Genomic DNA, 25770 nt, shown 5'->3' with positions numbered 1-25770 from the left:
TATATCATGAACTGAAAAATACTTTACTATGCTGCAAACCGTACATCCCAAATTGCCTATGCGCGACAAGGCGGCAACCCTGGCCTTCTACCGCGACCGCCTCGGGTTCAACGAAGTGGGGCCCAACAGTTACGAAGGCTATTTAATGTTGGAAAGAGAAGGCGTACAGTTACACTTTTTCGGGTTCAAAGCCCTGGATCCGGCCGAAAACTATGGCCAGGTCTATATCCGGACAGATGATATCGAAAAAATATACCGCGAGCTGTCGGAGCAAAACATCGTACATCCTGCCGGGCACCTGCATACCAAACCCTGGGGACAAAGGGAATGCGCTGCACTGGACCCGGATAATAACCTGCTGACCTTTGGCCAAAGTATGTGATTACCGGTTGAGACCGAATGAGAACCGTTTATAGATGTCGTATTGTTTACGGTCGGGATTAAACCGGCGCAGCACCAGGTCTTCGCAGGTAAAACGGATATCGGCGGCCGGGATCAGCGTCTTCGCTATAGCCAGTTGCCCGGCATCAAGCCCCCTGCCGATAGTCATGTGCGGTGTCGTTATGGTAACCGATGCCCGCTCCGGGGCCCGGGCATGAAAATCCTTCATCATCGCGATCAATACCGATTCCGAAGCTGCATCGGGCGCCAGGTAAAAGGCGCCGTTGGCAAACGAGCCCGTACTACCGAAGCGTAAGTACAGGGTATGTTGCATAGCTGTAAATGCTGCCAGGTAAGCCTTCCATACGGCCAGCCGTTCTTCCCCGGCTTTGAATTCATTAAAGGTGATATGCGCCAGGGCATTCACACTTTTGTACCAGCAGCCTATAGCGGCACGCAAACTTCGCTTCCATTGTTTGACCTGCTCCAATACCGGTTCCGGTGGTGACAGAACTATAGAATATTGCTGCATCATGGTATTTTCCGTTTAGAGGCCCTGCACAAAGGTTTAACGGCAATTATAACTTTAAATCCCGAAATTTGTTGAGGTCATCCAGTACCATAAATGATCCCGGCATGCAACAGGAATTCGATTATCCCAGGGTATACCTCTACCGGCGTGTCGTACAGGCCAAACTCTTTATCGACAATCATTACGCCGATAAGATCGACCTGGACAATATTGCCGACGAGGCCTATTTTTCGAAATTCCATTTTATACGGCTCTTCAAATCAGTTTATGGCAAAACACCGCATCAATACCTTAAAGCAGTGCGTATTGAGAAGGCCAAACAATTGCTGAAAGCCGGTAAGACCGTATCCGATGCCTGTTTCTTGGTGGGTTTCGATAGCCTGAGTTCGTTCAGTGGCTTATTCCGGCGTATGGTGGGCCAACCGGCATCTGCTTATGCCGAAGCGCACCAGGAGCAGCAGCAACAGATAGCACATAAACCGCTGGCATTTGTACCGGGTTGTTATGCCTACCAGCATGGCTGGCTGGAAAATAGCAATTTTGAAGAAACAGACCGGTAAAGCATTTGGTAATTTTACTTCCGTAACCAAAAAACGAAAGATCATGATTACCCGAATGACCGTTACCAATATCCATGTGATCGACCAGGACAGCGCCTACGATTTCTACATCAACAAACTTGGCTTTACCCTGGTAGACGATATTCCTATGGGTCCCGAAACCCGCTGGCTTACCGTTTCCCCACCCGAACAACCTGATCTGCAGCTGGTGCTTTTCCCGGTAAAAGTGAGCAAAATGTTTCCTAAAGAAACGGCTGAGGCCTTGATCGCGCTGATCCGCCAGGGTGTATTCGGTTGCGGCGTGCTTACCTGCAACGATATATTCGCCACCTACGAGGAGCTGAAGGCCAAAGGCGTCGAGTTTATCAAACCGCCTACCAAAGAGTTTTATGGCACCGAAGCCTTATTCAAGGATGATTCCGGTAATTATTTCTCCCTCCAACCCTTAAATAATTTCAGCCATGAAAACGGTGTTTGATCCCGGTCCCCGGCAGGAGCTCGCAGCCAGGGTCGCTTTGCTGTCGGCAGATAGCAAAGCGCGTTGGGGCAAGATGAACGCCTACCGCATGCTGCGCCATTGCAATACCTGGAGCGAGTGGGTACTGGGCATCGGCGCTCCAACTTATAGGCAAACCTTGCTGGGTAAAATTTTTGGTAAAATGGCCCTGCGCAGCAATACCAAAGACGACCGGCCTATCGGCCGCAATATGCCCGCGGGTAAGGCTTTCCTGGCAACAGAACGGGAAGGCGATGTGGCAGCAGAACAAACAAAGTGGCTGCAGCATATCGACGGCTTCAGGCATTTTGCCAACGAGCGTTTTATACATGACTTTTTTGGCAAAATGTCGAAAGAGCAGATCGGGATTTTTGTTTATAAACACTTCGATCATCATTTAAGGCAATTCGGGGTATAGCGGGAGATGTGGGTGGTAGCACGCTAATAAAGCCGGCTAACTAGTGAGCTCCTTCGCTTCGCTCAGGATGACGACGGTCCTCTAATACGATCACTCCAATAAAGCCAGCTATGGGATGAGATCCTTCGCTATGCTCAGGATGACATCTAACATCTAACATCTAACATCTAACACCTCCCCCTCAAATATTCATTTCCCCGGTTCAGATTTAATACCAATAGCCGCGGATATCAATTATCCGGCGCAGCTCCCGTCTGTATAACGTTCTTTTGTATGGATCTATCTTCGGCCCATGAAACTGTTGTACCGGGTATGCGCTGCATAAGGACGATGATGAAGACGAAGACAGGATCATCCTTGCAAGGCACCTTTAACCCAGTATAAACCACAAACCACTATGCCTCCTGTACCTGTTCTCGTTATCATTGCCGTACTCTTCGGCGGCTCCTTCGTTTACATCTATTTCATGAACAGAAAGCGGAAAGAATCGATGGGCAAATACAACGATCCGCACATATATAACCAGGCGCCCCAATTCATGACCGAATTACTTTCGGGCAGGTTTGCCGCCATCGACAAACAAATGCAGGGCGCGCCCGTACACGCTATTACACAATGTGCGTATATCACTTCGTTGTCCGACAAAGCCAAAGCCGCAGCGGGTACAGCCGTTAAGACGCTGGCCTGGGCAGCTGTAGGGGTTAAGGCCAGGTACAGCGAGGCCGATCATGCCGCCTACCTCGTATTGAGTGGCGAAGACCTGCATTATATCTTTTTCGAGGAAGGTCAGGTCAAAGAGCACCTGGTATTCGACCGTGGCCGCCTGATGACCGCAGCAGTCGGAAGCCTGAGCCATACAGAAAAAGTAGCCCGTATGGGTTCTGTAGCCGGCCGTAATACCCATAAGCTAAACCTCGACATCGAGGGTAAAAAGGTTGATCTGATCTATTTCGACACCCTGGAACGTTATCCCGATTCCGTACTGGCCTATGAAAAAAATGCCATGGATACCATGGGTAAATTCAAACTGATGGGCAGTTATTTTAAGGACAAGTTGTACGCGGCCTACCCGCACCTGAGCAATTAACCGGGAACAGCAACACCGGATGGAAGTATAACCGGCAGATCGCCTTATTGATCTGCCGGTATTTTTTTATAGCAGGCTCCAGATAACGGTTTGAAAGGTTTTGCCACTTCAGGAAGGCCTTATTACATTTGCATGATGGAAATCAATATAAGGCAGGAAACTGCGGCCAATTACCAGGCCGTTTCTGAGCTTATCCGCCAGGCCTTTGCGGAAGAAGTAATGAGCGATCATCGCGAACAATTCCTGGTAGAACGTTTGCGGCAGACGGAAGCTTTTGTGCCGGAACTGTCGCTCGTTGCAGCAACCGGTCAACAAATAACCGGTTATATTCTCCTGACGCCGATCCACATCAGCAACGGCGATACCCTTACCGGCTCGTTAGCCTTGGCGCCCGTAGCGGTTTTGCCGGCCTTCCAGGGTAAAGGCATCGGCGCTGCGCTGATACAGGAAGCACACCGTATTGCCCGGGAGCTGGGATATAGCTCCATCGTTTTATTGGGGCATGAAACCTATTATCCCCGTTTCGGTTATGAAAGAGCCAGCACGTATAACATCAGGTTACCCTTCGAGGCGCCGGATGAAAACTGCATGATACTTGCCCTGCAACCCGGAGTCCTGGACGGGGTAAGTGGTATGGTAGTATACCCCGAAGCCTTTTTTCAGTAGGATTTGAAAGCCATGAGGGCGTTTGGGGGGAAGAAAACACACCCGCTTTACTTACATCATTTCGGAACCCTTGGCCCTGCCCTCTACCGACCTGGTCGCATGTTCGAGATGAATGGGGTCGAGTATGTGCACCACCGCCTCTTTATCTGCATCTTGTACCCCTTCTAGTAGTACCCGGCGCACCGAAGCATTTTTCTTAAAGGCCTCCTGCAGGGCCTTTTCGCCTTTGGGCGTAATCCGTAACAGGCGGCTGCGCTTATCGCCAGGATCGATACGTTCGTGTACAAAACGCTGTGCTACCAGGCGGTTCAGGATCACGATGCCGGTCGAAAATTCCATCATGGCATAATGAATAATAGCGCTCTTCCGGCTTTCCCCCTGTACACGCAAGGCCGCCAGCAGGGTAAAATGCTCGAGACTCTTTATGGTGGTATCTTTTAAGGCGGTACGCATATAGGTCCAGGCGCTCATAGCCGTGCGCGTTACGGCCCGCATAAAACGGCTATCGAGATCGGGAGGACCGGCTTGATCCCCGCCGGACGATACGGGTACCGGTTTGGCCTTTGTATGATGCGCCAGGTAATCCCGGCAAAAATCATCGGCTTTGGCATCGGGATGCGATGCCGCATACTCCGTCCAGTGACTTACCAATTTTACAAGTTCATGCATATACCGCGGTCTTTACCGTAAAGATAACCACGTTTACCGAATTTACTATATTTATATAGTTTATTGGATGAATAATACTATAATTTTACAATATTGTATAACAGGCTCAGGCCATAAAAAATCATACCATGCAAAAATCAATCCTCTGGTATTGCAGCCTGGTGCTGGTTATGCTGGTTACCGGCGTATTCTGGGGCACCTGGTTTACCCTTACCCGTAGTCTCGACACTTTCCCTGCCGATCATTTTATCCGTATCGGGCAAACCATTATCCACAACGTAGCTGGCCCCATGCGCGTCCTGATGCCCCTTACCTTAGTCATGCAGCTTTTACTTTGTATTGCCTACCGCAAACAAGGGCGGGTCTTTTATGCACTGCTGGCCGCTTTCGGCCTTATGATCGTTACCCTGCTGATTACTTTACTGGTCGAGGTGCCCATCGATAACCAGATCCGTACCTGGACGAGCGACCGTATCCCGGCAGACTGGCGGGAGTTGCGGGCCACCTGGAAACAGTTCCATGCTTACCGTACCCTGACCAGTATCCTGAGTTTCGCCTTATTAAGTGTCCCGGCTTTGTTGATACACCGGAAGCGATAAGTTTCACCCGGCCCCTCCTCCTCTATCCGTTAAAAAGGTTATAAAAAATGTATCCGCGGCTGCAGCCTTTACAGCGCTATCCGTACCGGAATCGCGTATAACCGCGATAGGCGGGCCTCCCGGGGCCGGGTATACCGCTGTACTGCTTCGGTATCAACAAGAAGTACGGGTACATATACCTTATATTTGCGGCTTAAATCCCAATACGATGAATACTCTGAAAATGCGATCGATCCTTCCTCTTTTTGCACTGACCTGCATGACTTCTGTTGCTATGGCCCAACAGGACGACAGTAAAAATATCATTACGGTGTCGGGAGAAATGTCGAACGAAGAAATGGTGGCCTGGAAAAAGACCTTGCCTACAGATGGCTGGATACTGGTCCGTTTCAATAAAGAACATGCTGACCACCTGCTCAATCTTTCGCATAAAGACTATATGATGCACCTGTGGCTCAATTGCGAAGGCAAAGGCGCGCCCGGGTTCCTGGTCGAATACAGCGATAACTACAGGGACGGTGATTTCGGCGGTATCGACTTCGTGGGTTCCAGGAACGACGATGGCCGTATCCTGCAATTCCTGCTCGACGGAAAAGACTATGGCAACCCTTTTGAAAAAGGCAATAAGCAACCGCTTCCTGAATTCAGTGCCGCGCTGAAAAAAGCATCCAAGCTTACCCTTTCGGTATATGATATGGAGATGAATCCCGAAACCGGTAAGGACGAGAAAAAGCTGAACCGCAGTATCGATTTCAAACTGGCGCACAGCGCCCTGCTGGACCGCCCGGTAACCTGCGGCCTCTAAATATAAAAGCGCATGCACAACCTGGTTGAAGCCATTATTGCCAAACACCGCGATTATGGTATCGAAGTATTCGCCGCGGTCACACCCGCGGCGATACAGGCATTTGAAGCACGCATCGGTTTTGTCTTGCCGGAGGATTTTCGGACGTTTTACCGTTATTGCAATGGCTTTGGCTGTACCGAAGATATTTTCAATATGTCTGCACTTGAAGAGATTGCCCAATATCCCGATAATTACGGAGACCGGTGGTGCATCTTCGCGGAATATATGATCTACAGCGAAGGCTGGGCGCTACGGCTGTCCGATACCGGGCAATACGAGATCTTTAATACCCATTATCCCGATATTGTCCTGACCAATTCCTTATCTGTTTTCTTGGAACATTTCCTTTCCGGTGGTGTATTTCAACCCGGCGGATTATATACTTTACAGGAAGAACGGGGTCTTGTCTGAATGTACCGCGATATCCGGACCTGAAAACCTCCGGTTACTACCATCATTACTATTTGCCTAATTAAATTATGCATAGCGAAAACATAGCAATGATAAAAAACTGGTCGATGCTATAACGGATAAACATTGTGCGGAAGGAATAACCGTATACCCGGCGGCCAAACCCACTGCGATACTGGCCTTTGAAGCACGTATCGGCTTCCCCTTACCGGATGATTTCAGGGCATTTTACGAATATTGCAATGGTTTTTGCTGCGAAGAAGATTGGTTTATCATGACCGAACTGGAGGAAATTACTCAGTTTAAGCACGGCATGGGCGATAACTGTTTTATCTTTTCGGAATACCTGACTTATTGTGACGGTTGGGGTTTGCGCCGTACGGATGCCGGGCAATACGAGATCTTCAACATGAGTTACCCGGAAATAACGATGACCCATTCCCTGGTTACCTTCCTCGAATACTTCCTTGCCGGTAACGTATTCGACCCGGGCGGGCTGTATGATTGGCAGGAAACACTGGGTATCCCCTAGCAATGCGGCCTATCCCATTTAAGATCCCGGGATCACGGCTGAGGTATACGGGCAATATACCCGCCAGTCCATGCTTTCGTACAGGAGACGGCCTTCGGCTGTCGCCACCAGGATATGCCTGCGGATACCCTGCTCCAGGGCTATTTGCTGTAAGGCCAGCATAAGCTGTGTAGCCAGTCCCTTACGGCGATGCCCGGCCGTGGTACTGATCCGGTCGAATATCGCCATATCTTCCACCTGCACTACCCTGCCGCTTGCGGCTACTTCAAGGGTATTACGACAAATAATATCGAGTTTGTGGGTGCCCGGATATACTTCCGTTTCCCAGGTATAACCCTCAGGCAGTTGTATGCAGGCCGCTTGCTGCTTACCCTCACACGACATCATATAAGCCTGGGGCTGAATGGTCCAGCGGGCGGGCAAAAGCGTCCCGAGGTCGGTGGGTGCATTACAGATTTTAAGAAAGATGTGCGGGTCGGAAATGTCCGTGGCCAATGCCCGGACATCGGCATTAAAAGCAGGAAATACATAACGTTCCTGCTGATCGGCATAACCTACCGTCACTTTGAAGCCCGACTTGTAAGGAACCGGTAAGGGCAGGCGCCTGGACAAAGACCAGCCCCGCAACCATTTTTCGACCAGTTGTTGTTCGACATGCTGTCGCATAAGCCCTGAACAGATGGTGATGTACAAAGTTACGGAATGTAACATAAGCTGTGCAGCCGGGCAAAAGGCGATATTTTCGTAACACTTGTCACGTTTTTGCCCGTAAGTTTGTCTTCAGCAAAAAACAGCAATGGAGCAGACGTATAAAAAATTGTTGACCTATGCCTATAACATTACCGGCTGTTACGAGGATGCGAAAGATATGGTGCAGGATACCATGGAAAAGTTTATAACCCTGGATAAAAGCCATATCGGCAATGAAAGCAGTTACCTGCTGAAATCGGTGATCAATACGGCCATCAACTTCAGGAAGCGGCAGCAACGCCAGCAACCCTATGGTGTATGGTTACCCGATCCGATAGCGACCGACAACCCGGAATGCAAACTGATCCGGGAGCAGACGGCCGGTTATACACTACTGGTACTGATGGAGCAATTAAATCCGCGGGAGCGGGCCGTCTTTATCCTGAAAGAAGGATTCGATTACCTGCATGAAGAGATTGCAGCACTGCTGGATATCAGTACGGAGCATTCCCGCCAATTGCTTACCCGTGCCCGGAAAGCCTTAAAGAACAGGCCATTCAACACTTCTGTTCCTGCACCGCAGCCGGTACTCGACCGTTATATCCATACGCTTACCGAAGCCGATATCGACGGGTTGCAACAACTATTGCTCGACGATATTCAACTGATGGCCGATGGCGGTCGGAAGGTAAAGGTGATCAAAGACATAATGATCGGGAGGCAAGCTACAGCCAGCCTGTTGCAATATGTGTTTGCCCTGTTTTTGCATACTACACGATGGGCATACACTACGGTTAATCATCAACCTGCGCTTTGCTTTTATAAACAGGACCGGTTGTATGCCTGCCAGATCATGGACCTCGATGCCGAAGGCCGGATCTGTAATATCTATTCCATGATCGACCCGGAAAAATTGCGTGGCCTGGAATTACCGGCCTGATCCTGTCACGTTTACCCGGCCTTGTTTGTCTTCCTGGCAAAACATTTTTGTTATGGAGCAGACATTATTGCGTATCGATGCCAGTATTAGATACCAGGGATCGTATACCCGGGAACTTGGCGATTATTTTGAACAACGCTGGCTGGAAGCCAACCCGGGAGCGCATATTATCCGGCGGGACCTCAATGCCGATCCCCTGCCACATTTAAACGGGCCATTGGCACAGGCCTACTTCGCGGGTAACCGTGAAGCGGAGATACTGGAAACATCAAACCTGCTTTGCGAAGAATTGCAGCATTGCACGCACCTGTTGCTTACCTGTCCCATGTATAATTTCGGTATTCCATCTACCCTGAAAACCTACCTGGACCATATCGTAAGGGTACAGGAGACCTTTAAACCCCTTGCCGGCGGCGGTTATACCGGCCTGCTGCAGGACAAGCAGTGCTGGCTGATCACGGCCAGGGGCGGTAGTAAGGCCTATGTGCCTTTCGATGCCTTCGGGAGTTATCTCTCCGGTATACTGGCCTTTATGGGTATTACAGAACCCGGTATTATCGCTATGGAAAATACCCAACAGGAGCACTTTGCCGGCGACTGGCCTTTTACTTACCGGCAACAGGTAGACCAGATGCTGGCCGCGGCGTTACGGACAACGCATTAAGCCCGTTCTGCATTAAAGAAAAGATACCCTGCCCCGACGACTGCACTTTCCATGTGTACCGGTCCGGCAGGGTATCTCTTTATGATACATAGCCCGTACAAATTGGCTACCTTTACGCGAAGCAATATGATACGGAGTATTCCCATAGAAGACTGGATACAGCAACCTGATGCGCCTTTGCTGGTCGATGTGCGCACCCCTGCCGAGTTTGCGCAGGGCCACGTGCCCGGTGCAGTAAATGTGCCCATTTTCAGTAACGAGGAACGCGTACAGGTTGGCACCACGTATAAACAAGCTGGCCGCGAACCCGCTATCCTATTGGGTTTCGACCTGGTAGGTCCTAAATGGTCGGGTTTTATACGGCAATGCCTGGCGTTGGCGCCCGATAAACGCATTGCCGTGCATTGCTGGCGGGGCGGTATGCGCAGCGGCGCTATGGCCTGGGCCCTGAATATGTACGGCTTCGAGGTTTGCCAGGTACGCGGTGGTTATAAAGCCTTTCGCGGCTGGTGCCGGTACCAGTTCGAACGCGTTTACAACCTGGTGGTACTGGGCGGCATGACGGGGTCGGGCAAAACCCGCCTGTTGCGCCATATGGCCCGGGAGGGCGACCAGGTGATCGACCTTGAGGCCCTGGCCCGGCACCAGGGATCGGCCTATGGGTCTATGAACAGGATGGTACAACCCAGCCAGGAGCAATTCGAAAATAACCTGGCCTGGCAACTGAAAGATATCAACCCGGACCAGCGGTTGTGGCTCGAAGACGAGTCGCAAAAGATAGGCCGTTGTATTATTCCACTGCCTTTATGGGGCCGCATGCGGACCGCAACGTTGGTAGATTTGCAGGTGCCGCCGGAACAAAGAGTGGCGGCGCTGGCGGCGGAATATGGGGTGCTGGATGCCGGTTTCCTGGCGGAACGGACCCAGCAGATCCATAAACGCCTGGGACCCGAGCAAACCAAACACGCCATTGCCGCAATACAGGAAGGCCGTATCGCCGACTTTATCCGTATTGTGCTGGTGTACTACGATAAAACCTATCACAGGGGACTGGGTACCCGCGACAAGGCAGCCGTATTCCCGCTTGCCATTACGGGTAGTGATACGGAGGCCGATAGCATAACACTGCACGATTTTATACAAAGCTGGCCCGCCCGGACAAAGAAGCAAGGACTAAAACAGCAGAGCAAGGCATCCACTGATTACCAGGATCACTGATTTCAAACAATAAGCCCATGCCCTACGATACCCATCTGGCCGACCGTGTGCGGCACTACCTGCAGCAACAACCGGATCTGCAGATCGAAGAAAAGGCCATGTTCAGCGGACTGGCTTTCCTGGTCCGGGGAAAGATGTGCGTCAATATCAGCGGCGACAACCTGATGTGCCGTTTCGATCCGTCCCTGGAAGAAATGCTCGCAGAGCAGCCCGGGTATATGCCCATGATCATGAAAGGCAAGGTATTGAAGGGCTATTGTTATGTAACACCCGAGGTGCTGGGTACCGCCAAAGCCCTGGCCTGGTGGATCGGGCATTGCCTGGCTTTTAATACCGAAGCCAAAGTAGCAAAGAAGAAAAAGAAAAAATAATCCGTGTAACCGGTAAAGCGCCCGCTTTACTTGTTTTGAAAATAGTATTACCGATCGCCGTATGAGTAACCTGGAACAATTATACCGGACCCTGGATGAACGCAAAAGACCGGAAGATGTCGCAGAAATGATCGTCGTGTTACTGGGAGATGGCTTAACCGTTAACGAAAAGAAAAACCTGGAACGGGTAGCCCAGGGATCTTTGAGCAAAAAGATCGGTGGTTATACCTCCATGCTTCAGACCTTTGCCAGCGCAAAGGGTGCGGGGCAGCAGATCGAAAAAGCCATTGAGCTCTTTCAACTCGATACGCATGTACAAAGCGATTATAACCGGGCAGACGACATCGAAGCCTTTATCGGGCTGGCCTCATCCATCATTCACAAACCCGTAGGACAAAATGACTTTACAGCCGACCGGCTCAATAAAGTGCAGCGTGCAGCAAACAACCTGGACCTTTCCAAACGCAATTACAATAAAAAGTGGCGGCTGCTGAAACGCATCGAAAAGAAACTGCAGACCTTTATAAGGGAAAGCAGGAAAATCAGTTTTCAGAAGGCCGGTAAACATGGTCTCGCCGGTATGATAAGCCTGGAGGACTTTTCGGCAGATCCTGATACCGCTTGTTTTATTGCCTATTATAACGCGCGCTGTAATTTAAGAAGCGTTTTTACCAACCAGAGCCAGGACCGGCCCTACGACGAAATATGCGACCTGCTGCTGAACCGTTGCCGCAGGCAACCGGATCGTACCAATTGGTGGGCAATAGCCCACCTGTACACCAGTGCCGAAGTATTGTCGCGATTATCAGAGGGGCAAAAGGGCCAGTTGCTGGGTAAGTGGACCTCCTTATTAGAGGACATAGCCGCCCTACTTGACGAAGTATGGCAAAGCAGCCGGATCAACCTGCAGACGATGGTGGTAAAAAGAGGCGATGATTCTACCACCTGGAATAATACCGCCGCCGCATGGAACAAAGCCAGGGACCATTGGATGCACCTGGTATATGCATCGGGCATGGAAGCGCTCCTGGATGACATCTGTTTTGGAAAGGTGCTGCGCCTGATGGCTGCCGATGTAGTGGCCTGGCATGCGGCCGGTGGTGGCAAACTGGATCCCAACACTGCAGTCTGGAATAAGCTACCTTTGCCCTGGGAAGTATTCCGGGGTAAAGAAAGTTGTACCAAAGAGCAGGTGACCCGGTATTGCAGGGAGGCAGGCCTGGACCCTGAAAAATCGGGATGGATAGCTCCCCGCATACATGGCGTAACAGCGTTCAGGCCTACGCCTGAATTGGTTCATGGCGTTGCCATAGCCAATCCCTTCCTGGCGACGGTGCTGAAACAGCAAAAGTTTTTTTCGGGTAAAGGGCTAAAACGCCCCGATCCCGGAACAAACCCGGTAGGTTAGTTCAGTGGCAGAACGTCCGGCTCTTTTCCCGGATGGACGCAGGTTCGAGCCCTGCACCTATCGCCACTCTGGTATAGCTCAGTGGCAGAGCGCCCGGCTCTTGGACCGGGTGGACACAGGTTCGAGCCCTGTTACCAGAGCCATGAATCCGTATAGGACGGGTCCGGTCCTTTAATACGGCCGGCTAATCGATGAGATCCTTCGCTGCGCCCAGAATGACAGCGGAACGTCTGGTGCTTGATGCTTTACACGCTGCTAAAGCCAGCTACCGGAGAGCTCCTTCGCTGCGCTCAGGAGGGCCGTAACCCTCCTGGTGTACGGCCCTTTAATACGGCCAGCTAACGGATGAGACCCTTCGCCAGGATCAGGATGACATCTAATATCTAATATCTAATATCTAATATCTAATATCTAATATCTAATATCTAATATCTAATATCTAACACCATGCAACTAGGAGCCTTCTCTGTAAGCCTGAGCGTAAAAGACCTCGACCAATCAAAAACATTTTACGAACACCTGGGCTTCAGCGTGTTTGCCGGCGGACCGGAACAACATTACCTGATCATGAAAAACGGCGAAGCCCTTATCGGTTTGTTCCAGGGCATGTTTGAAGGCAATATTCTTACCTTCAACCCGGGCTGGGATCATAATGCCCAAAACCTGGAATCCTTCGATGATGTACGGGACATACAACGCCAACTGAAGAGCAAAGGCCTTGCCGTTCATCCGCAGGCGGACGAAAATACCACCGGCCCCGCCAGCTTTATGGTTACCGATCCTGATGGCAATATCATTCTCGTAGACCAGCACCGGTAGGCCGGCAAAATTTACCCCGATGTCATTACCACTGCATATCAAAGTATATTTTTTCAGGATGCTGGAAGGCGGGATCGAAATGCCCGAATTTGAACAATGGGTGTATGCCAGCAAAGAGTTGGAAACCGCGTTGCAGCCTGATGACTACCTGGAGCTGATTGCCTTTCCCTATAAGCAGGCCGGCGCGGGTTATGAACTCCGTAAACTGCTGAACGGGCATATCCACCAGGGTGAGTTTGAAACGTATAAGCTGCGTGCCCTGCTGCAGGAAGCGTTAGGGAACAATGAGCGTACGCTTGAATTGGTTGCTACATGTTATGATATATATTGTCATGGGTATCATTTTTTATACGAATTGGGTATGCAATATGGCCTTGCCGTTGAAGTCGACGAATCGTTCGCTATGTCCCGGCCGGAACAGCGGGCTTTGCTCGACCAATGGTGGCCCGGGCTGGAAACCGAACTCCGTCGGGCATTACACTGGCTGGATACCGGGCTTATCGTTTTAACCGGCGAACAAAGCAGCCCCGGGCAATACGCATACGAAGATTATAGAACCGAAGCAGAGAAAAATAACGGGGACCGTTTATAAGTCCTAGTTAGGATAAACAACACAAGGGATAGCTGCTTTATGACACCAACATTTTTTAAGAATCCCGCGGCCTTTCGCCGCTGGCTGCAACAGCACCACCAAAACGCAACGGAATTGGTGGTCGGCTTTTATAAAACCGGTAGTGGCAAAGCTTCCATTACCTGGTCCGAAGCCGTGGACCAGGCGCTTTGTTTTGGCTGGATCGACGGTGTACGTACCTCGATCGATGTGCTGAGTTATAAGATCCGGTTTACGCCCCGAAAGCCCAACAGCATCTGGAGCACAGTCAACATCAGGAAGATAGCTGCGCTTACGAAGGCCGGGTTGATGCAGCCCGCAGGACTGGAAGCCTTTAACAACCGCAACGATCAGAAAACAAAACTATACACGCACGAACAGGACGAGATAAAGCTGGCGCCGGAACTGGAACAACAGTTAAAAGCCGATAAAGCAGCCTGGACCTATTTCCAAGCCCTGGCGCCGGGGTACCGTAAATCGTCGGTAAACTGGATTATGGGCGCGAAGCAGGAAGCCACGCGGCTGAAACGGTTGCAACAACTGATCAGCGACAGCGCGAACGGTATCAATGCATTTAAAGATAATAAGTATAAAAAATAAAAATCAACCGCCATGCATCCCGATATTACAACCTATAACCAGGCACAAAGCCCCGAAGATCAGCCGATTTGCAACCTGCTTGCCGTAAAGATCGACCAATATCTGCCCGGGGCAGAAAGTAAAGTCTGGCATGCACACCCGGTATGGTTCCTGGATGGCAATCCCATAGCGGGTTATAGCCGTCGGAAGAGCGGCATGAACCTTATGTTCTGGAGCGGGCAATCGTTCGATGAACCCGGTCTTACTCCCGAAGGCAAGTTTAAAGCAGCGGAGATCCGTTACGGGTCTGTAGAAGATATCGATATCCCGGCCCTCAAACGCTGGCTGGAAAAGGCGATACAAATCCAATGGGATTATAAAAACCTGGTCAAACGCAAAGGGCTGCTGGAACGGCTCAAATAAATAAACGGAACGGCCTCATTTCCCCGTTCCTCGATCACCTCCCGTCAAGCAAAACCGGGACACAGCCTTGCAGGAATACTGTCTCCGCGACTACAATCGTGTCCCATACCGTAACGGCCCGGTGTGGAAAAATATTTTTACCATCTGGATTATGGCCTTGCTTTTTATTACCGTTCTTCGTAGCTCCCCTCACCTGAAAATACGATTGACGTGCCGTTACCGACTCATCCCGGCGTTTCGCAAAAGCTTCATGGCCTCGACCACCTGAGAACGCTTGCCATTACTTATGTTTTCCTGTTTCACTATTTTATATTGAGTAAGGGGGAACCGGCATGGTTGCCGCCTGTTGCGGCTTTCGGCTGGACGGGTGTTGATCTTTTCTTTGTACTGAGCGGTTTCCTGATCGCCGCACAGCTGTTTGCCGAAAGCAAAAGCGGACAGGGCTTTTCGCTCAAAACCTTTTTCATCAGGCGTTCCCTGCGTATCTTACCGGCATTCGGAGTTACCCTGGCACTCTATTTTTGTTTCCCTTTTTTCAGGGAAAAAGAAAGCCTTCCGCCGTTGTGGAAGTTCCTGACCTTTATCCAGAACATCGGGTTGAACCTGAAAGACCAGGGCACTTTTTCGCATTGCTGGTCGCTTTGTGTAGAAGAACATTTTTACCTGTTCTTTCCGCTCGTATTGGTCCTGTTGTACCGGCTACGGCTGTTCAGGCGATCCTGGTGGCTGTTGCTGGCCCTCTTTCTTGCGGGTTTTATCATCAGGGTTTATAGTTACCGGGAGTACTACCTGCCGCAAAGCAGTACGGAGATCAGCTGGATGTACTGGTACCAATACATTTATTATCCCAGTTGGAACCGCCTGGACGGCCTGTTGGCCGGTGTGGGCCTGGCTGCGCTCTATCACTTTGCTCCCGGCGCCTGGAGCCGCATAAGCCGGTATGGCAACCTGATGCTTGTTGCCGGCCCTGCAATCCTGGTTGCCGCCTGGTTTTTATGCGAAGACCAGATGACTTTCAGCGCTTCGGTATACGGGTATCCTTTAATCGCACTGGGTTACGGATTATTGGTTGCCGGCGCCGTAAGTCCCGGCAGCCTGTTGTACCGGCTGAAATCCGGGCTGAGCAGCCGGATCGCAACCTTGTCTTATGCCGTATACCTTACGCACAAAGGTCTTATCCATATGACGCACGACCTGCTTGCCGGACAGCAAATCAACAGCAACCTGTTATTAGTGATCAGTATCCTTGCCTGTTTGTGTTTTGCCGGGCTGATGCACCGCCTTGTAGAACAGCCTTTCCTGCGCCTGCGTAAGCGATTGCTACCCTCGCGGGAAAAATTGCAAACGGGAAGCGCTGTTATTCCCCCGGCTTAAGTAAGGCTGCTTGCATTCGGGCTAAAGCTTTATTTTTACACCTGCACAAGCCAGGATTCAAAACCTGCATTTTACAATTATGGAAACCACAATAGCCAACGAATACAAACTTACCCAATACTCCCACGGCGCCGGTTGCGGCTGTAAGATCAGTCCTGCCCTGCTGGACAGGATCCTGCACAGTACCGCTACGGTAACACCACCCGATCCGAGGCTGCTGGTGGGTAACGATAAACGCGATGATGCGGCCGTGCTCGACCTGGGTAATGGCACCGCCCTCATCTCCACTACCGATTTCTTTATGCCCATCGTGGATGATGCCTTCGATTTTGGCCGTATCGCTTCCGCCAATGCCATCAGCGATGTATACGCCATGGGCGGCAAACCTGTACTGGCTATTGCCATACTGGGCTGGCCCATCGATAAGCTGCCGCCCGAGGTGGCGGGCCGGGTGCTCGAAGGCGCCAGGGCAATCTGTGCCGAGGCCGGTATTACGCTGGCCGGTGGTCACAGCATCGACTGTCCTGAGCCGGTATTTGGCCTGGCCGTGAACGGGATCGTAAGCCTGCCCAACCTGAAACAAAATGCTACCGCCACCGAAGGCTGCCGCCTCTACCTGACCAAAGCCCTGGGTGTAGGCGTGCTCTCTACCGCACAGAAGCGCGGCTTGCTGCAGCCGGAAGACGCCGCGATAGCGCTGCGCAGTATGACCAGTCTCAACAAAACCGGTGCATTGCTGGGCGGCCTGGAGTGTGTCAAAGCCCTGACTGATGTAACGGGCTTCGGCCTGTTGGGGCACCTGAGTGAAATGTGCGCCGGTAGCGGCCTTGCGGCAGTAATAGAATATGACAAAGTACCCGTGATCGGTTCGGTATCCCGATACCTGGACCAGGGCTGTATTCCCGGTGGCACCAACCGCAACTGGGCCAGCTACGGCATGAAGATAGGCCCGGTTACCGAACGGCAGAAACAGATACTGGCTGATCCGCAAACCAGCGGTGGCTTGCTGGTTGCGGTAAGCCCGGAAGGCGCTGCCGCATTTGAACAACTGATGCGTGAACAAGGTTATGATTTGCAGGCTATAGGGCACCTGGAAGCGCAACAGGATGATGCGCCGCTGATCCGCGTGGTATAACACCGGCTGCAGCCCTGGCGAACCTTATCGGGGGACAACTGTTACATACAGTCTCATACGGACTCATGCCCGCTAAAGCCCAACAAACATGACTGCTCCCCATACAACACCCGATAATACTGCCGTAAGAACCGCCCTGTGGCGGGCATTACATATGCAGGTCGATGCGCCGCCTTATATCCTTAACGACGAAACCGGGCTGCAATTGATCAGCCCCCCGGCGGGCTGGCAGCAACGCCCCGATATGCATCCTGATTTTACACGACGGCTTCGCGCTACCATGGTAGCACGAAGCCGTTTTATCGAGGACCTGGTTATCAGCCAGAGTCAGCAGGGCACACGTCAATATGTTTTGTTGGGTGCAGGTCTTGATACCTTTGCCCAACGCCGGCCGGATATAACATCCCGGCTGGCTGTTTACGAAGTAGACCAGCCGGATACCCAGGCCTGGAAACAGCAACGTTTAAAAGAAGAAGGGTATCCGCTGCCGGATGGATTGCATTTCGTAGCTGTTGACTTCGAGCAAGACTCCTGGTGGGAAGCCTTGCTGCAAGCGGGATTCGATACTACGTTGCCTGCCGTGGTGGCATGCACGGGCGTTACCCTGTACCTGACCCGCGAGGCTATAAGCGCTACCTTGCGCCAGGTGGCAACCCTTGCGCCAGGCTCTACGCTGGCCATGACCTTTTACCTGCCTATGGAACTGATGGACGAAGAAGACCGTCCGCTGCAGGCGATTGCGGAAAAAGGCGCACGCGAATCCGGTACGCCTTTTGTCAGTTTTTTTGCCCCGCACGAAGTGATACACCTCGCACAACAGGCCGGGTTTAAAGATGCAAAGCTGATCACCGATAAAGACCTGGGCCGCCAGTACTTTAACGGGCGTAGCGATGGTTTGCTGCCCTCGAGTGGCGAATTGTTTCTCGTGGCCACTACCTGAGCGCGGCCCCTTATTGCCGCAGTATTTTTTCTATAATGGTTCGCTGTACTTCCGGGGCTTCAGTCACCAACAGCGAATGTCCTGCATCTTTATACCAGAATAGCGCCTTGGCCGGGGCTTTGAGCGATTCATAATAGGATTTGGCAATGGTACAGTTCGTTTGCAGGTCCTTGCCACCGATAAAAAAGTATACCGGGCATTTTATTTCAGGAAGCGTTTTCAGCAGGTTGCGCTGCAGTGCTGCATTCCAGACCGGCAACCAGGTAGCCGACCAGGTTTCAAGATAGCTTTTCATAACCGCAGTATCTTTATCTGCGATAGGCTCGTCATTATATGTAAACAACCATTTACGGGAGTAGTAAAGATCCCGGGCTTCCCGGAAAGGGATCTTTACGCTCAGTAACTCACGTTGTGCTTCTTTATTATGCGCCATAAGGGCATAGTCCTGCAGGAGTACGATCAGCATCCGCTCACTTTTAAGCTGGTCGATAACGGGGCTGAAAGCCAGGTAGGCATGCAGCTTGTCCGGATGCCGGCCGGCCATATAAAAGCCGGGGACGGTGCCCCAGGATTCGCCGGCCAGGTAAAGTTTCTCTTGTGCAAAACGGTGCAGTAAGGTATCGACAAGCGCTTCCGTATCCTGCTCCATCATGGCTAAAGTGATGGGGCCCTTGGTCGTATTGCATTGCAGGGTCCTGCCGGTTTCCCGCTGGTCCCATTGTACTACGGTAAAATGTTCCTGCAGTTGCTTACTGAACTTGTCGGCCTGGGCCATGCGCGAGCTGCCCGGCCCGCCGTGCAGGAAGAGCAGTAAAGGTGCACCGGCCTTGCCTTGTACCCGGATTACCTGCCGGATACCGCCTATCTGCAGGGTATCATAATAGTCTTGCGGCGTCTGTCCCGCTACCGGTATTGCAAAAAGACAGAGTAATAGCAGGGTGGAAACAATGCTCCCGGTGGTACGGGCTGCTTTATATATCCTGCCTTGCTTATGCCCGCCCGGCCGGGCCTTAAGTGTAGCTGCGGCCTGTATCCAGCGTGTTTTAATCTTTTTCATAACTGAGGCCATAAAGATAACAAGTACCTGCTTTAAATAGCAGTTTTTGGAAGCAATACCACCATATAAAAATGATAGAAAGCAGGTATTTTTTTATATAATAAAGACACATAGGTTTGTATCATTATAACACCTAACACTTTTTTTATGCAAAAGAAACCCAAGAAAAAAAGCCTCAGCCTGGCGAAGAAAACCATTGTCTCGTTCTCTGAACAAGTTAAAGTCGAGCGGCAAACGGAACAGGTAAAAGGCGGGAATATCACCATTACATTTATTCCCTATTGCAGCCTGTCCTTTATGGTGTCCTGTATAGATGCCTGGTAGGTAACACGTAACTTCAGCACTTGCCCCCAAAACGATCAGCGGCGTTTTGGGGGCTTTTTCTTCGCGCTTGCTTTGGGCAAAAAGAGCATGTGCTATAAGTGCTGTAGCTGTAAGGGACGCTGCACAGAGCCTTTGTGCGCAGTTTCCGGCGAGGTACCAGGACCGGTAGCCCAATCATCGTTGCAATAAACAGGAACAGCGATCCGCCCGTGGAAATGAAGCGGGCACGCCCTGCCCTTTCCCGGGAATTGCGCCTGATCTACATTACCCTCTTTTTCCTAAATATTTTTATTTGGCGGTATGAAATTTATTGTAACTTTGAAAAACAAAGCACTTTTAAAAACTAAAATCATTTGTCTATGATACCTTCCGGAAATAATGTACAGCGCCTCAGCAAGACTGCCCTCGGCAAGCACTTGGCCTGGGGCGCACTGATCGCGCTGATCCTTGTTTCGGTTTTCCTGGCCGGTGTACGTAACCCTGCGCCGGAATGGCCGCGGTTCTGGATGTTACGTCCGCTTATCGTAGTGCCTGTTGCAGGCGCTCTTGGCGGTTTCTTTTATTTTATAACGGGTAGCTGGCGGCGTGCAGGCGGCTGGAAATCAATTGTGGGTTATATGGCAGGTATATTGCTGTACATGGTCGTACTTTGGCTGGGCAGTGTGCTGGGGCTCGCCGGTACTTTATGGCATTAAGCGGGAATTTAATCCTGCCTTGTTTTCCCTACTTTTGAGTTTTAAAGCCCATCATCATCCATGAGCAAATCTCATCAGCTGGCCAAAAGATTACGCGAAGTCATCCTAGACGGTACCTGGGTGGCCAATACTAATTATAAAGACCAGCTTACCGGGCTGGATTGGAAAACGGCGATTACGCACTTCGACCGGCTCAACAGCATTGCCGTACTGGCACAGCATATTCACTATTACCTGAAAGGAGTAAGCCAGGTACTGGCAGGTGGTACCCTGGATATCAGGGACCAGTACAGTTTTGACTTCCCGCTGATTGCCGCACAAGCTGAGTGGGATGCTTTCCTGGAGCAGTTCTGGGCCGATGCGGAAGTCTTTGCCGCCCAGGTAGAGGCATTACCGGAAGAACAACTGGACCAGCCTTTTGTTGCGGAAAAGTACGGGACCTACCTGCGTAATATCGACTGTATGATGGAGCACGGTTATTATCACCTGGGTCAGATCGTACTTATCAAAAAGCTATTGCAAGGTAAACGGTAAGGTTATAACGGGCAGGTTGTTAGCGGCCTCCGAACTGGCGGCCTTTTAATAAAGACTGCAAAAACTCGCGGTAGCTGTCGCCTACGGGGATAACATGTTCGCGTATAAAGATGCGGTTGCGCTCGATGGTATCGATATGCCCGGCCGAGATCACGAACGAACGATGTACCCGTATAAAGCGGTCGCCTGGCAGCCCGGCATGGATGTCTTTGAGATTGTCCAGCACGATCAGTTTTTCCTGCAGGGTATGGATGGCAATATAGTCCTTCAGCGCCTCGATAAAGAGGATATCTTTCAGGAATACTTTAATGATCTTACTATCTGTTTTTACGAAAATATAGTCCAGTTCCGCTGCCGGTGCAACGGCTACCACCTCCGGAGCTTTGGCGGGCTCAATCAGCGTGCGTGCCTTTAAAGCGCTTGCATAAAAGCGCTCAAAGGTTACGGGTTTCAGCAAATAGTCTATCGCGTTAAATTCATAACCATCTAAAGCGTATTCGGAATAAGCGGTAGTAAAGATTACCCGGCTACGCCCCGCAACGATCTTCATAAACTGCAGGCCCGTAATATCGGGCATCTGGATATCGAGAAAGATCAGGTCGGCGGGCTGCCGGCTCAGGATATCCAGGGCAGTAACCGGTTCAGAACCGGCATATACCAGTTCTAAAAAAGGGATCTTCTCCACGTAATCCTTCAGCAGTTCTACCGCCAGGGGTTCATCGTCTATAACCATGCAGGATATCATACTTACCATTTCAGTTTAAGGGTGCAAATATATACATCCTGCTCCTGTGCGCAGTGCAGGGTATGTGCATCGGGGTATAAAAGCGCCAACCGGTTGCGCAGGTTGTCGAGGCCTACCCCGCTTGTGGTGTCTTTATTGCCTTTGGCGATCTTATTGCGCGTATGCAATTCCAATCCCCCGTCGGTAATATCAATGCTGATGATAAACGGTTGCTGGGCATCGGTAACATCACCGTGTTTAAAGCCGTTTTCTACGAAGGGGATCAGGAGCAAGGGAGCGAGGCTCTTGCCTTCGGGTTGTCCTTTTACTTCATATTGCACATAAGTTTTACCCGATACCCGCAGCAGTTGCAGATCGATCAGGTCTTGCAGGTAGGCCAGTTCGCGGCTCAGCGCAATCTTTTCCTGTGCAGCATCTTTGACCATATACCGCATCATATCGCTTAGTTTACCGATGGCCGGCAAGGCATTGTCCGACTTCTGGTACACGAGTGCATAAATATTATTGAGGTTATTAAACAGGAAATGCGGGTTGACCTGTGATTTCAGGAAGTTCAGTTCCGCTTTGTTCTTTTCCAGCTTCAACACCGAATTTTCGTTAGTGCTTTTAATAAAGCTGACCAGGAACCATAACAGGCCGCTGAAAATAATGATGGGAAAACCATACCAGATATTATCATAGATATAATAAGGCAGCGCAGTTCCCGCTGCATAATTACGATAACCGAGGAAAGCCGGGAAGGCCACCTCTTCGATCCCGTAGCGCAGGCATACAAAGAGCATAAACAGGCCCAGCCAGCCCAGGGCAGCCTTGCCATATTGCTTGCGGCCTACGAACCGTGGCATCACAAACAGGTAGTTGGCATAAAAAACGACCAGGGCGATCAGATTAAAAGACAGGACAAAGGGACCGGAGTCGAAGCCCGAGGTCAGCAGCGGGCTCAGGCGTACCAGCCAGTAACCGAGATGGATAATTACTATATTTCTTGTTTTCATTGTTTGTAATTGTATGGACGCGTTGTATTGCTATAGAATTATACTGCAAAATAGAACGCAAAAACTGCGGTACCGCTAAATATCTGCCAATCGGCTTCCCTGCTCTACGAACCGCTTATTATGATCTACGAATGGCCCGGGGATACCCGGAGCCGGTTGATCGGACAAAAAGAGCCACTGGTATAATAATTTCATAAGCCCCGGAACAGCGCTGCATTTTTGCTGCAAAAGTATCCTAATTATGAAATCTGCTATCATTGCTATCCTGCTCGGCCTCTTCTTTTTCTTACCTGCTACAGCGCAGACCAACCCATACATCCTCCAGGGGACCATCCGTAACCCCGAAGGTATGCCGCTGGATATAGCCACCGTGCAACTGCTGAATGCCGACGGCGCCAGCCAATCCTTTACCCAAAGCGACAGCCTGGGTCAATACCGTTTCGAAATTGCCAGGAAAGGCACTTATCATGTAAAAGTATCTTACCTCGGTTATACCCCCGGCGAATCGGCCGGTATGATCCTGGAACAGGACAGCACCTATACCCTGCCCGACCTGGTATTGCAGCCCTCGGCCAGCAACGACCTGAAACAGGTAACCATTACCGCTACTAAAAATCTCTACGAACAACGGCCCGATAAGCTGATTATGAATGTAGAGAACAACCCGATCGCTGCCGGCAACTCGGTATTCCAGTTACTGCGCCAGGCCCCGGCCGTGGGCGTGGATAAGGATGAAAACCTGCAGCTGAAAGGGGCTACGGTACAAATTTATATCGATGGTAAGCCGGCATTTCTGAGCGGTACACAGTTAACCGAATACCTGAAGAACCTGCCTGCCGACCTGGTGGCTACCGTGGAAATCATTGCGCAGCCATCGGGCCGCTTCGAAGCCGCAGGCAGCGCGGGTATCATCAATATCCGGCTTAAAAAAAATAAAGTATACGGACTGAACGGAAGTGCCAACCTGGGTGCGGGCGTAGGCCGCTATCCCAAAGCCAACAGCGGGTTGAACATCAACTACCGAAAAGGAAAATGGAACCTGTTTGGCAATGCCTATGCGGGTTATGGCGAAAGTTATAACTGGCTTACCCTGAACAGTAAGATCAATGGTACGCAGCCTATTTACCAGGAGCGGGACAATTACTGGCGTCCCCGTACCCATTGGCTGTCCTACTCCGGCGGTGTGGATTACTACCTGACTGAGAAAAGCGTACTGGGCCTGCTGATCAACGGCGAAAGCACGAAAGAGAAAGCGATCACGACCAATAGCACGATCTTCAAAGACGCCGCGATGCAGCCCTATCAATACATCAACAGCACCAAGGATGATAACCAGCGCTCCGGCAATAACGCCTATAACCTCAACTATAAAACCACCCTCGACAGTGCCGGCAGCGAGCTGAGCGCAAACCTGGACTATGCCCGTTATGATCGTAAAGCCACCGACATCAACACCAACCTGTTCCGCTCCGGCAGCCAGGAGGAAAGCCGCTCGCCTTATATATTCCGCAATACCCAGCCGGCAACCGTGAACTTCGCCGCTGCCAAGGTCGATTACAACCTTAACCTGCGCAATAAGATGCGTATAGAGACCGGCGCCCGGTACAGTTATGTCAATTCGGATAACAACCTGAAGGCCGACTCGCTGCGCAATGGCGATTGGACGCCTGATGGAGGCCGCTCCAATCACTTTATCTACCGCGAGCAGATCGCTGCCGCCTATGCTACCTGGACCGCAGAGCGCAAATCCTCTTCGCTGCAACTCGGGCTGCGCGCCGAACATACCCAGGGATCCGGTGAAGCGATCACGCTGGGCCAGGTAAACAAACGCAGCTACCTGAGCCTGTTCCCGACCCTGTTCTTCAGCCAGAAGCTCGATACCAACAACAGCCTGAATTTCAGCTACGGCAGGCGCATACAACGCCCCGATTACCAGAGCCTGAATCCCTTCGTGATGTTTGTAGATCCCTATACTGTGTTTGAAGGCAATCCTAACCTGCAGCCCAGCTTCTCGCATGCCTTCGAACTGAAGCATACCTACAAGCAACTGTTATTTACCTCGCTCTCCTATCGTTATACCAAAGATGCCGCGATTATGGTGATACAGCAGGATGCCGCTACCGGCGCTACCCGCAATATCAGCAGCAATGGCGAGACTGCTCATCAACTGATCCTCAATGTATTTATACAATTGAACCCTACCTCCTGGTGGTCTACCCAGAACTATGCCAACCTGATCGCCACCCAGGCCGTATCCCATATCCCGGGTTATAGCTATGATACCCGCGCGCTTGCAGGCTATTTCAACAGCAATCATACCTTTAGCGTGAAACATGGCATAAAGATCCAGACCGACTTCTACTATGGTATTCCCCGCAAAGACGGTCTGGCCAAAATACAGAGCGAATACGCCTGGAACCTCGGGGTACAGAAGCAGTTCCTCGGCGACCGCTTAACCGTAAAGTGCAACGCGACCAATATTATCGGTACTTATGCTTACCGCGCACACTACCTGGGCCAAGGACTGGATATCCGCTGGCGCAACGAATGGGAAGGACGCCGCGTGAATATCAGCTTCAGTTATAAATTCGGTAGCCAGAAAATTAAAGCCGCCCGCGACAGGGACATCTCCTCCGATGAAAAGAGCAGGATCAGGCTTTAAGCTTCGCTAACGCTTACAGGTGTCGTGCTATATCAGCCGCATCGATAGCGTGATGGGAAGAGGTATAGGTAGCCTGCCCGTTCTTAACCACGATAATCTGGGGAGACTGGTGGGTTACCTGCAATTCCTGCGCGATAAGATTAGATACCGGTCTTAACGCCAGCAGGTCGAGGTAATAAAAGTCGGCTTTGCCTGCTATATGTGCAAAACCGTTTTCCAGGCGCGATTTGGCATGCGCACTGATACCGCAGGTCGTACTGTCTTTAAAAATGATCTGCGGTTTCCCAGCCGATTTTTCGATAATCGTACGAATATCATCGGCCGATGTAATAGTTATCCAGGTATTCATACTGCAAAAATAAAACATCCCGGCTAACCGCAATTTATAG

At 51.0% G+C, this 25770-nt stretch carries 33 protein-coding genes and 2 tRNA genes; 28 read left to right on the top strand and 7 right to left on the bottom strand.

Annotation, left to right across the window (positions count from 1 at the left end; all coding sequences use genetic code 11):
• Positions 1 to 28: 28 nt before the first annotated feature.
• Entirely contained in the window at positions 29 to 382 is a 354-nt protein-coding gene (locus tag B0I18_RS20430; protein ID WP_106524606.1) for a bleomycin resistance protein, read from the top strand.
• Here the strand turns inward: B0I18_RS20430 and B0I18_RS20425 are convergent, their stop codons facing one another.
• The gene (locus tag B0I18_RS20425; protein WP_106524605.1) at positions 383 to 916 is read right to left on the bottom strand and encodes a 2'-5' RNA ligase family protein; all 534 of its coding nucleotides are present in this window, start codon (positions 914 to 916) and stop codon (positions 383 to 385) included.
• A gap of 101 nt (positions 917 to 1017) precedes the next feature.
• Here B0I18_RS20425 and B0I18_RS20420 point away from each other — a divergent pair, with 101 nt between their 5' ends.
• The 5 genes from B0I18_RS20420 to B0I18_RS20400 all read left to right on the top strand — a co-directional run bounded on the left by B0I18_RS20420 (position 1018) and on the right by B0I18_RS20400 (position 4140).
• On the top strand, positions 1018 to 1473 hold the full coding sequence (locus B0I18_RS20420; RefSeq protein ID WP_106524604.1) for a helix-turn-helix domain-containing protein: 456 nt from the start codon (positions 1018 to 1020) through the stop codon (positions 1471 to 1473).
• Between the two features lie 43 nt (positions 1474 to 1516).
• Complete coding sequence (locus B0I18_RS20415; RefSeq protein WP_106524701.1) at positions 1517 to 1951, top strand: VOC family protein; 435 nt, start codon at positions 1517 to 1519, stop codon at positions 1949 to 1951.
• Positions 1935 to 2387, top strand: coding sequence for a DUF1569 domain-containing protein (locus B0I18_RS20410; RefSeq protein ID WP_106524603.1), 453 nt, complete (start codon positions 1935 to 1937; stop codon positions 2385 to 2387). Before B0I18_RS20415 ends, B0I18_RS20410 begins: the two co-directional genes overlap by 17 nt.
• 397 nt (positions 2388 to 2784) lie before the next feature.
• Entirely contained in the window at positions 2785 to 3474 is a 690-nt protein-coding gene (locus B0I18_RS20405; protein WP_106524602.1) for a hypothetical protein, read from the top strand.
• A gap of 132 nt (positions 3475 to 3606) precedes the next feature.
• Entirely contained in the window at positions 3607 to 4140 is a 534-nt protein-coding gene (locus tag B0I18_RS20400) for a GNAT family N-acetyltransferase (protein WP_245882128.1), read from the top strand.
• Between the two features lie 51 nt (positions 4141 to 4191).
• Here B0I18_RS20400 and B0I18_RS20395 read toward each other — a convergent pair whose 3' ends face one another.
• Positions 4192 to 4809 (bottom strand): MarR family winged helix-turn-helix transcriptional regulator, encoded by a 618-nt coding sequence (locus tag B0I18_RS20395; RefSeq protein ID WP_106524600.1) that lies wholly within the window; start codon positions 4807 to 4809, stop codon positions 4192 to 4194.
• A 128-nt stretch (positions 4810 to 4937) separates the two neighbouring features.
• On the opposite strand from B0I18_RS20395, the gene B0I18_RS20390 reads away from it, so the two are divergent.
• The 4 genes from B0I18_RS20390 to B0I18_RS20375 all read left to right on the top strand — a co-directional run bounded on the left by B0I18_RS20390 (position 4938) and on the right by B0I18_RS20375 (position 7198).
• A complete protein-coding gene (locus B0I18_RS20390; RefSeq protein WP_106524599.1) occupies positions 4938 to 5408 on the top strand; it encodes an anthrone oxygenase family protein in 471 nt (156 codons plus the stop codon).
• Positions 5409 to 5616: 208 nt separating this feature from the next.
• Positions 5617 to 6213 carry a hypothetical protein gene (locus tag B0I18_RS20385; protein WP_146146822.1) on the top strand — a complete coding sequence of 199 codons (597 nt, stop codon included), beginning with the start codon at positions 5617 to 5619 and terminating at the stop codon, positions 6211 to 6213.
• Positions 6214 to 6225: 12 nt separating this feature from the next.
• Positions 6226 to 6666 carry an SMI1/KNR4 family protein gene (locus B0I18_RS20380; RefSeq protein WP_106524597.1) on the top strand — a complete coding sequence of 147 codons (441 nt, stop codon included), beginning with the start codon at positions 6226 to 6228 and terminating at the stop codon, positions 6664 to 6666.
• A 100-nt stretch (positions 6667 to 6766) separates the two neighbouring features.
• The gene (locus B0I18_RS20375; RefSeq protein ID WP_106524596.1) at positions 6767 to 7198 is read left to right on the top strand and encodes an SMI1/KNR4 family protein; all 432 of its coding nucleotides are present in this window, start codon (positions 6767 to 6769) and stop codon (positions 7196 to 7198) included.
• A gap of 18 nt (positions 7199 to 7216) precedes the next feature.
• Here B0I18_RS20375 and B0I18_RS20370 read toward each other — a convergent pair whose 3' ends face one another.
• The gene (locus B0I18_RS20370) at positions 7217 to 7864 is read right to left on the bottom strand and encodes a GNAT family N-acetyltransferase (RefSeq protein WP_106524700.1); all 648 of its coding nucleotides are present in this window, start codon (positions 7862 to 7864) and stop codon (positions 7217 to 7219) included.
• 130 nt (positions 7865 to 7994) lie between these two features.
• Between B0I18_RS20370 and B0I18_RS20365 the strand changes: the two genes are divergently transcribed.
• From B0I18_RS20365 to B0I18_RS20300, 14 genes are all read left to right on the top strand, one after another.
• Complete coding sequence (locus tag B0I18_RS20365) at positions 7995 to 8828, top strand: sigma-70 family RNA polymerase sigma factor (protein ID WP_106524595.1); 834 nt, start codon at positions 7995 to 7997, stop codon at positions 8826 to 8828.
• Positions 8829 to 8880: 52 nt separating this feature from the next.
• Entirely contained in the window at positions 8881 to 9492 is a 612-nt protein-coding gene (locus tag B0I18_RS20360) for an FMN-dependent NADH-azoreductase (RefSeq protein ID WP_106524594.1), read from the top strand.
• 126 nt (positions 9493 to 9618) lie between these two features.
• The gene (gene mnmH, locus B0I18_RS20355) at positions 9619 to 10710 is read left to right on the top strand and encodes a tRNA 2-selenouridine(34) synthase MnmH (RefSeq protein WP_106524699.1); all 1092 of its coding nucleotides are present in this window, start codon (positions 9619 to 9621) and stop codon (positions 10708 to 10710) included.
• Positions 10711 to 10727: 17 nt separating this feature from the next.
• The gene (locus tag B0I18_RS20350) at positions 10728 to 11081 is read left to right on the top strand and encodes a TfoX/Sxy family protein (protein ID WP_106524593.1); all 354 of its coding nucleotides are present in this window, start codon (positions 10728 to 10730) and stop codon (positions 11079 to 11081) included.
• A 61-nt stretch (positions 11082 to 11142) separates the two neighbouring features.
• Positions 11143 to 12489 (top strand): hypothetical protein, encoded by a 1347-nt coding sequence (locus B0I18_RS20345; RefSeq protein WP_106524592.1) that lies wholly within the window; start codon positions 11143 to 11145, stop codon positions 12487 to 12489.
• A tRNA-Lys gene (locus B0I18_RS20340) sits at positions 12480 to 12555 on the top strand. The genes B0I18_RS20345 and B0I18_RS20340 overlap by 10 nt, the downstream gene beginning before the upstream one ends.
• A 1-nt stretch (position 12556) precedes the next feature.
• Positions 12557 to 12632 (top strand) — tRNA-Lys (locus B0I18_RS20335).
• Positions 12633 to 12936: 304 nt separating this feature from the next.
• Complete coding sequence (locus B0I18_RS20330) at positions 12937 to 13308, top strand: VOC family protein (protein ID WP_106524591.1); 372 nt, start codon at positions 12937 to 12939, stop codon at positions 13306 to 13308.
• Between the two features lie 19 nt (positions 13309 to 13327).
• A complete protein-coding gene (locus B0I18_RS20325) occupies positions 13328 to 13900 on the top strand; it encodes a hypothetical protein (protein ID WP_106524590.1) in 573 nt (190 codons plus the stop codon).
• 39 nt (positions 13901 to 13939) lie between these two features.
• Positions 13940 to 14518 (top strand): YdeI/OmpD-associated family protein, encoded by a 579-nt coding sequence (locus B0I18_RS20320; protein ID WP_106524589.1) that lies wholly within the window; start codon positions 13940 to 13942, stop codon positions 14516 to 14518.
• Between the two features lie 12 nt (positions 14519 to 14530).
• On the top strand, positions 14531 to 14920 hold the full coding sequence (locus B0I18_RS20315) for a DUF1801 domain-containing protein (protein WP_106524588.1): 390 nt from the start codon (positions 14531 to 14533) through the stop codon (positions 14918 to 14920).
• A gap of 210 nt (positions 14921 to 15130) precedes the next feature.
• Positions 15131 to 16294 carry an acyltransferase family protein gene (locus tag B0I18_RS20310; RefSeq protein WP_106524587.1) on the top strand — a complete coding sequence of 388 codons (1164 nt, stop codon included), beginning with the start codon at positions 15131 to 15133 and terminating at the stop codon, positions 16292 to 16294.
• 91 nt (positions 16295 to 16385) lie between these two features.
• Positions 16386 to 17429 carry a selenide, water dikinase SelD gene (gene selD / locus B0I18_RS20305; protein WP_281258003.1) on the top strand — a complete coding sequence of 348 codons (1044 nt, stop codon included), beginning with the start codon at positions 16386 to 16388 and terminating at the stop codon, positions 17427 to 17429.
• An 88-nt stretch (positions 17430 to 17517) separates the two neighbouring features.
• Positions 17518 to 18369, top strand: coding sequence for a class I SAM-dependent methyltransferase (locus B0I18_RS20300; protein WP_106524585.1), 852 nt, complete (start codon positions 17518 to 17520; stop codon positions 18367 to 18369).
• A 10-nt stretch (positions 18370 to 18379) separates the two neighbouring features.
• Here B0I18_RS20300 and B0I18_RS20295 read toward each other — a convergent pair whose 3' ends face one another.
• Entirely contained in the window at positions 18380 to 19426 is a 1047-nt protein-coding gene (locus B0I18_RS20295) for an alpha/beta fold hydrolase (protein WP_181358553.1), read from the bottom strand.
• A gap of 147 nt (positions 19427 to 19573) precedes the next feature.
• Here B0I18_RS20295 and B0I18_RS25155 point away from each other — a divergent pair, with 147 nt between their 5' ends.
• The 3 genes from B0I18_RS25155 to B0I18_RS20285 all read left to right on the top strand — a co-directional run bounded on the left by B0I18_RS25155 (position 19574) and on the right by B0I18_RS20285 (position 20979).
• Positions 19574 to 19750: a hypothetical protein gene (locus B0I18_RS25155; RefSeq protein ID WP_181358552.1), complete on the top strand. Its 177-nt coding sequence runs from the start codon at positions 19574 to 19576 to the stop codon at positions 19748 to 19750.
• 359 nt (positions 19751 to 20109) lie between these two features.
• Positions 20110 to 20445 (top strand): hypothetical protein, encoded by a 336-nt coding sequence (locus B0I18_RS20290; RefSeq protein WP_219906017.1) that lies wholly within the window; start codon positions 20110 to 20112, stop codon positions 20443 to 20445.
• A gap of 60 nt (positions 20446 to 20505) precedes the next feature.
• Complete coding sequence (locus B0I18_RS20285; protein ID WP_106524583.1) at positions 20506 to 20979, top strand: DUF1572 family protein; 474 nt, start codon at positions 20506 to 20508, stop codon at positions 20977 to 20979.
• A gap of 19 nt (positions 20980 to 20998) precedes the next feature.
• On the opposite strand, the gene B0I18_RS20280 is transcribed toward B0I18_RS20285, so the two are convergent.
• The gene (locus tag B0I18_RS20280; RefSeq protein WP_106524697.1) at positions 20999 to 21724 is read right to left on the bottom strand and encodes a LytR/AlgR family response regulator transcription factor; all 726 of its coding nucleotides are present in this window, start codon (positions 21722 to 21724) and stop codon (positions 20999 to 21001) included.
• Between the two features lie 2 nt (positions 21725 to 21726).
• Positions 21727 to 22719 carry a sensor histidine kinase gene (locus tag B0I18_RS20275; protein WP_106524582.1) on the bottom strand — a complete coding sequence of 331 codons (993 nt, stop codon included), beginning with the start codon at positions 22717 to 22719 and terminating at the stop codon, positions 21727 to 21729.
• A 241-nt stretch (positions 22720 to 22960) separates the two neighbouring features.
• On the opposite strand from B0I18_RS20275, the gene B0I18_RS20265 reads away from it, so the two are divergent.
• Positions 22961 to 25381 carry an outer membrane beta-barrel family protein gene (locus B0I18_RS20265; RefSeq protein WP_106524580.1) on the top strand — a complete coding sequence of 807 codons (2421 nt, stop codon included), beginning with the start codon at positions 22961 to 22963 and terminating at the stop codon, positions 25379 to 25381.
• A 13-nt stretch (positions 25382 to 25394) separates the two neighbouring features.
• Here B0I18_RS20265 and ytxJ read toward each other — a convergent pair whose 3' ends face one another.
• Positions 25395 to 25730, bottom strand: coding sequence for a bacillithiol system redox-active protein YtxJ (ytxJ, locus tag B0I18_RS20260; protein ID WP_106524696.1), 336 nt, complete (start codon positions 25728 to 25730; stop codon positions 25395 to 25397).
• Positions 25731 to 25770: the final 40 nt, after the last annotated feature.

Origin of the sequence: Taibaiella chishuiensis, from assembly GCF_003014535.1 — a bacterium.
GTDB classification, from domain to species: domain Bacteria; phylum Bacteroidota; class Bacteroidia; order Chitinophagales; family Chitinophagaceae; genus Taibaiella; species Taibaiella chishuiensis.
The sequence above is the reverse complement of the archived record's forward strand: the minus strand, read 5'-3'. Positions and strand labels throughout refer to the sequence as shown.

Coding starts and splice junctions, on each gene's coding strand:
- B0I18_RS20410 (WP_106524603.1), top strand. CDS start 1,935: ATGAAAACGGTGTTTGATCCCGGTCCCCGGCAGGAGCTCGCAGCCAGG.
- B0I18_RS20280 (WP_106524697.1), bottom strand. CDS start 21,724: ATGATATCCTGCATGGTTATAGACGATGAACCCCTGGCGGTAGAACTG.
- mnmH (WP_106524699.1), top strand. CDS start 9,619: ATGATACGGAGTATTCCCATAGAAGACTGGATACAGCAACCTGATGCG.
- B0I18_RS20380 (WP_106524597.1), top strand. CDS start 6,226: ATGCACAACCTGGTTGAAGCCATTATTGCCAAACACCGCGATTATGGT.
- B0I18_RS25155 (WP_181358552.1), top strand. CDS start 19,574: ATGCAAAAGAAACCCAAGAAAAAAAGCCTCAGCCTGGCGAAGAAAACC.
- B0I18_RS20290 (WP_219906017.1), top strand. CDS start 20,110: ATGATACCTTCCGGAAATAATGTACAGCGCCTCAGCAAGACTGCCCTC.
- B0I18_RS20320 (WP_106524589.1), top strand. CDS start 13,940: ATGACACCAACATTTTTTAAGAATCCCGCGGCCTTTCGCCGCTGGCTG.
- B0I18_RS20300 (WP_106524585.1), top strand. CDS start 17,518: ATGACTGCTCCCCATACAACACCCGATAATACTGCCGTAAGAACCGCC.
- B0I18_RS20425 (WP_106524605.1), bottom strand. CDS start 916: ATGATGCAGCAATATTCTATAGTTCTGTCACCACCGGAACCGGTATTG.
- B0I18_RS20345 (WP_106524592.1), top strand. CDS start 11,143: ATGAGTAACCTGGAACAATTATACCGGACCCTGGATGAACGCAAAAGA.
- B0I18_RS20430 (WP_106524606.1), top strand. CDS start 29: ATGCTGCAAACCGTACATCCCAAATTGCCTATGCGCGACAAGGCGGCA.
- B0I18_RS20285 (WP_106524583.1), top strand. CDS start 20,506: ATGAGCAAATCTCATCAGCTGGCCAAAAGATTACGCGAAGTCATCCTA.
- B0I18_RS20350 (WP_106524593.1), top strand. CDS start 10,728: ATGCCCTACGATACCCATCTGGCCGACCGTGTGCGGCACTACCTGCAG.
- B0I18_RS20405 (WP_106524602.1), top strand. CDS start 2,785: ATGCCTCCTGTACCTGTTCTCGTTATCATTGCCGTACTCTTCGGCGGC.
- B0I18_RS20325 (WP_106524590.1), top strand. CDS start 13,328: ATGTCATTACCACTGCATATCAAAGTATATTTTTTCAGGATGCTGGAA.
- B0I18_RS20315 (WP_106524588.1), top strand. CDS start 14,531: ATGCATCCCGATATTACAACCTATAACCAGGCACAAAGCCCCGAAGAT.
- B0I18_RS20420 (WP_106524604.1), top strand. CDS start 1,018: ATGCAACAGGAATTCGATTATCCCAGGGTATACCTCTACCGGCGTGTC.
- B0I18_RS20295 (WP_181358553.1), bottom strand. CDS start 19,426: ATGAAAAAGATTAAAACACGCTGGATACAGGCCGCAGCTACACTTAAG.
- B0I18_RS20275 (WP_106524582.1), bottom strand. CDS start 22,719: ATGAAAACAAGAAATATAGTAATTATCCATCTCGGTTACTGGCTGGTA.
- B0I18_RS20385 (WP_146146822.1), top strand. CDS start 5,617: ATGAATACTCTGAAAATGCGATCGATCCTTCCTCTTTTTGCACTGACC.
- B0I18_RS20370 (WP_106524700.1), bottom strand. CDS start 7,864: ATGCGACAGCATGTCGAACAACAACTGGTCGAAAAATGGTTGCGGGGC.
- B0I18_RS20395 (WP_106524600.1), bottom strand. CDS start 4,809: ATGCATGAACTTGTAAAATTGGTAAGTCACTGGACGGAGTATGCGGCA.
- B0I18_RS20365 (WP_106524595.1), top strand. CDS start 7,995: ATGGAGCAGACGTATAAAAAATTGTTGACCTATGCCTATAACATTACC.
- B0I18_RS20400 (WP_245882128.1), top strand. CDS start 3,607: ATGATGGAAATCAATATAAGGCAGGAAACTGCGGCCAATTACCAGGCC.
- ytxJ (WP_106524696.1), bottom strand. CDS start 25,730: ATGAATACCTGGATAACTATTACATCGGCCGATGATATTCGTACGATT.
- B0I18_RS20390 (WP_106524599.1), top strand. CDS start 4,938: ATGCAAAAATCAATCCTCTGGTATTGCAGCCTGGTGCTGGTTATGCTG.
- B0I18_RS20360 (WP_106524594.1), top strand. CDS start 8,881: ATGGAGCAGACATTATTGCGTATCGATGCCAGTATTAGATACCAGGGA.
- B0I18_RS20415 (WP_106524701.1), top strand. CDS start 1,517: ATGATTACCCGAATGACCGTTACCAATATCCATGTGATCGACCAGGAC.
- B0I18_RS20330 (WP_106524591.1), top strand. CDS start 12,937: ATGCAACTAGGAGCCTTCTCTGTAAGCCTGAGCGTAAAAGACCTCGAC.
- B0I18_RS20265 (WP_106524580.1), top strand. CDS start 22,961: ATGAAATCTGCTATCATTGCTATCCTGCTCGGCCTCTTCTTTTTCTTA.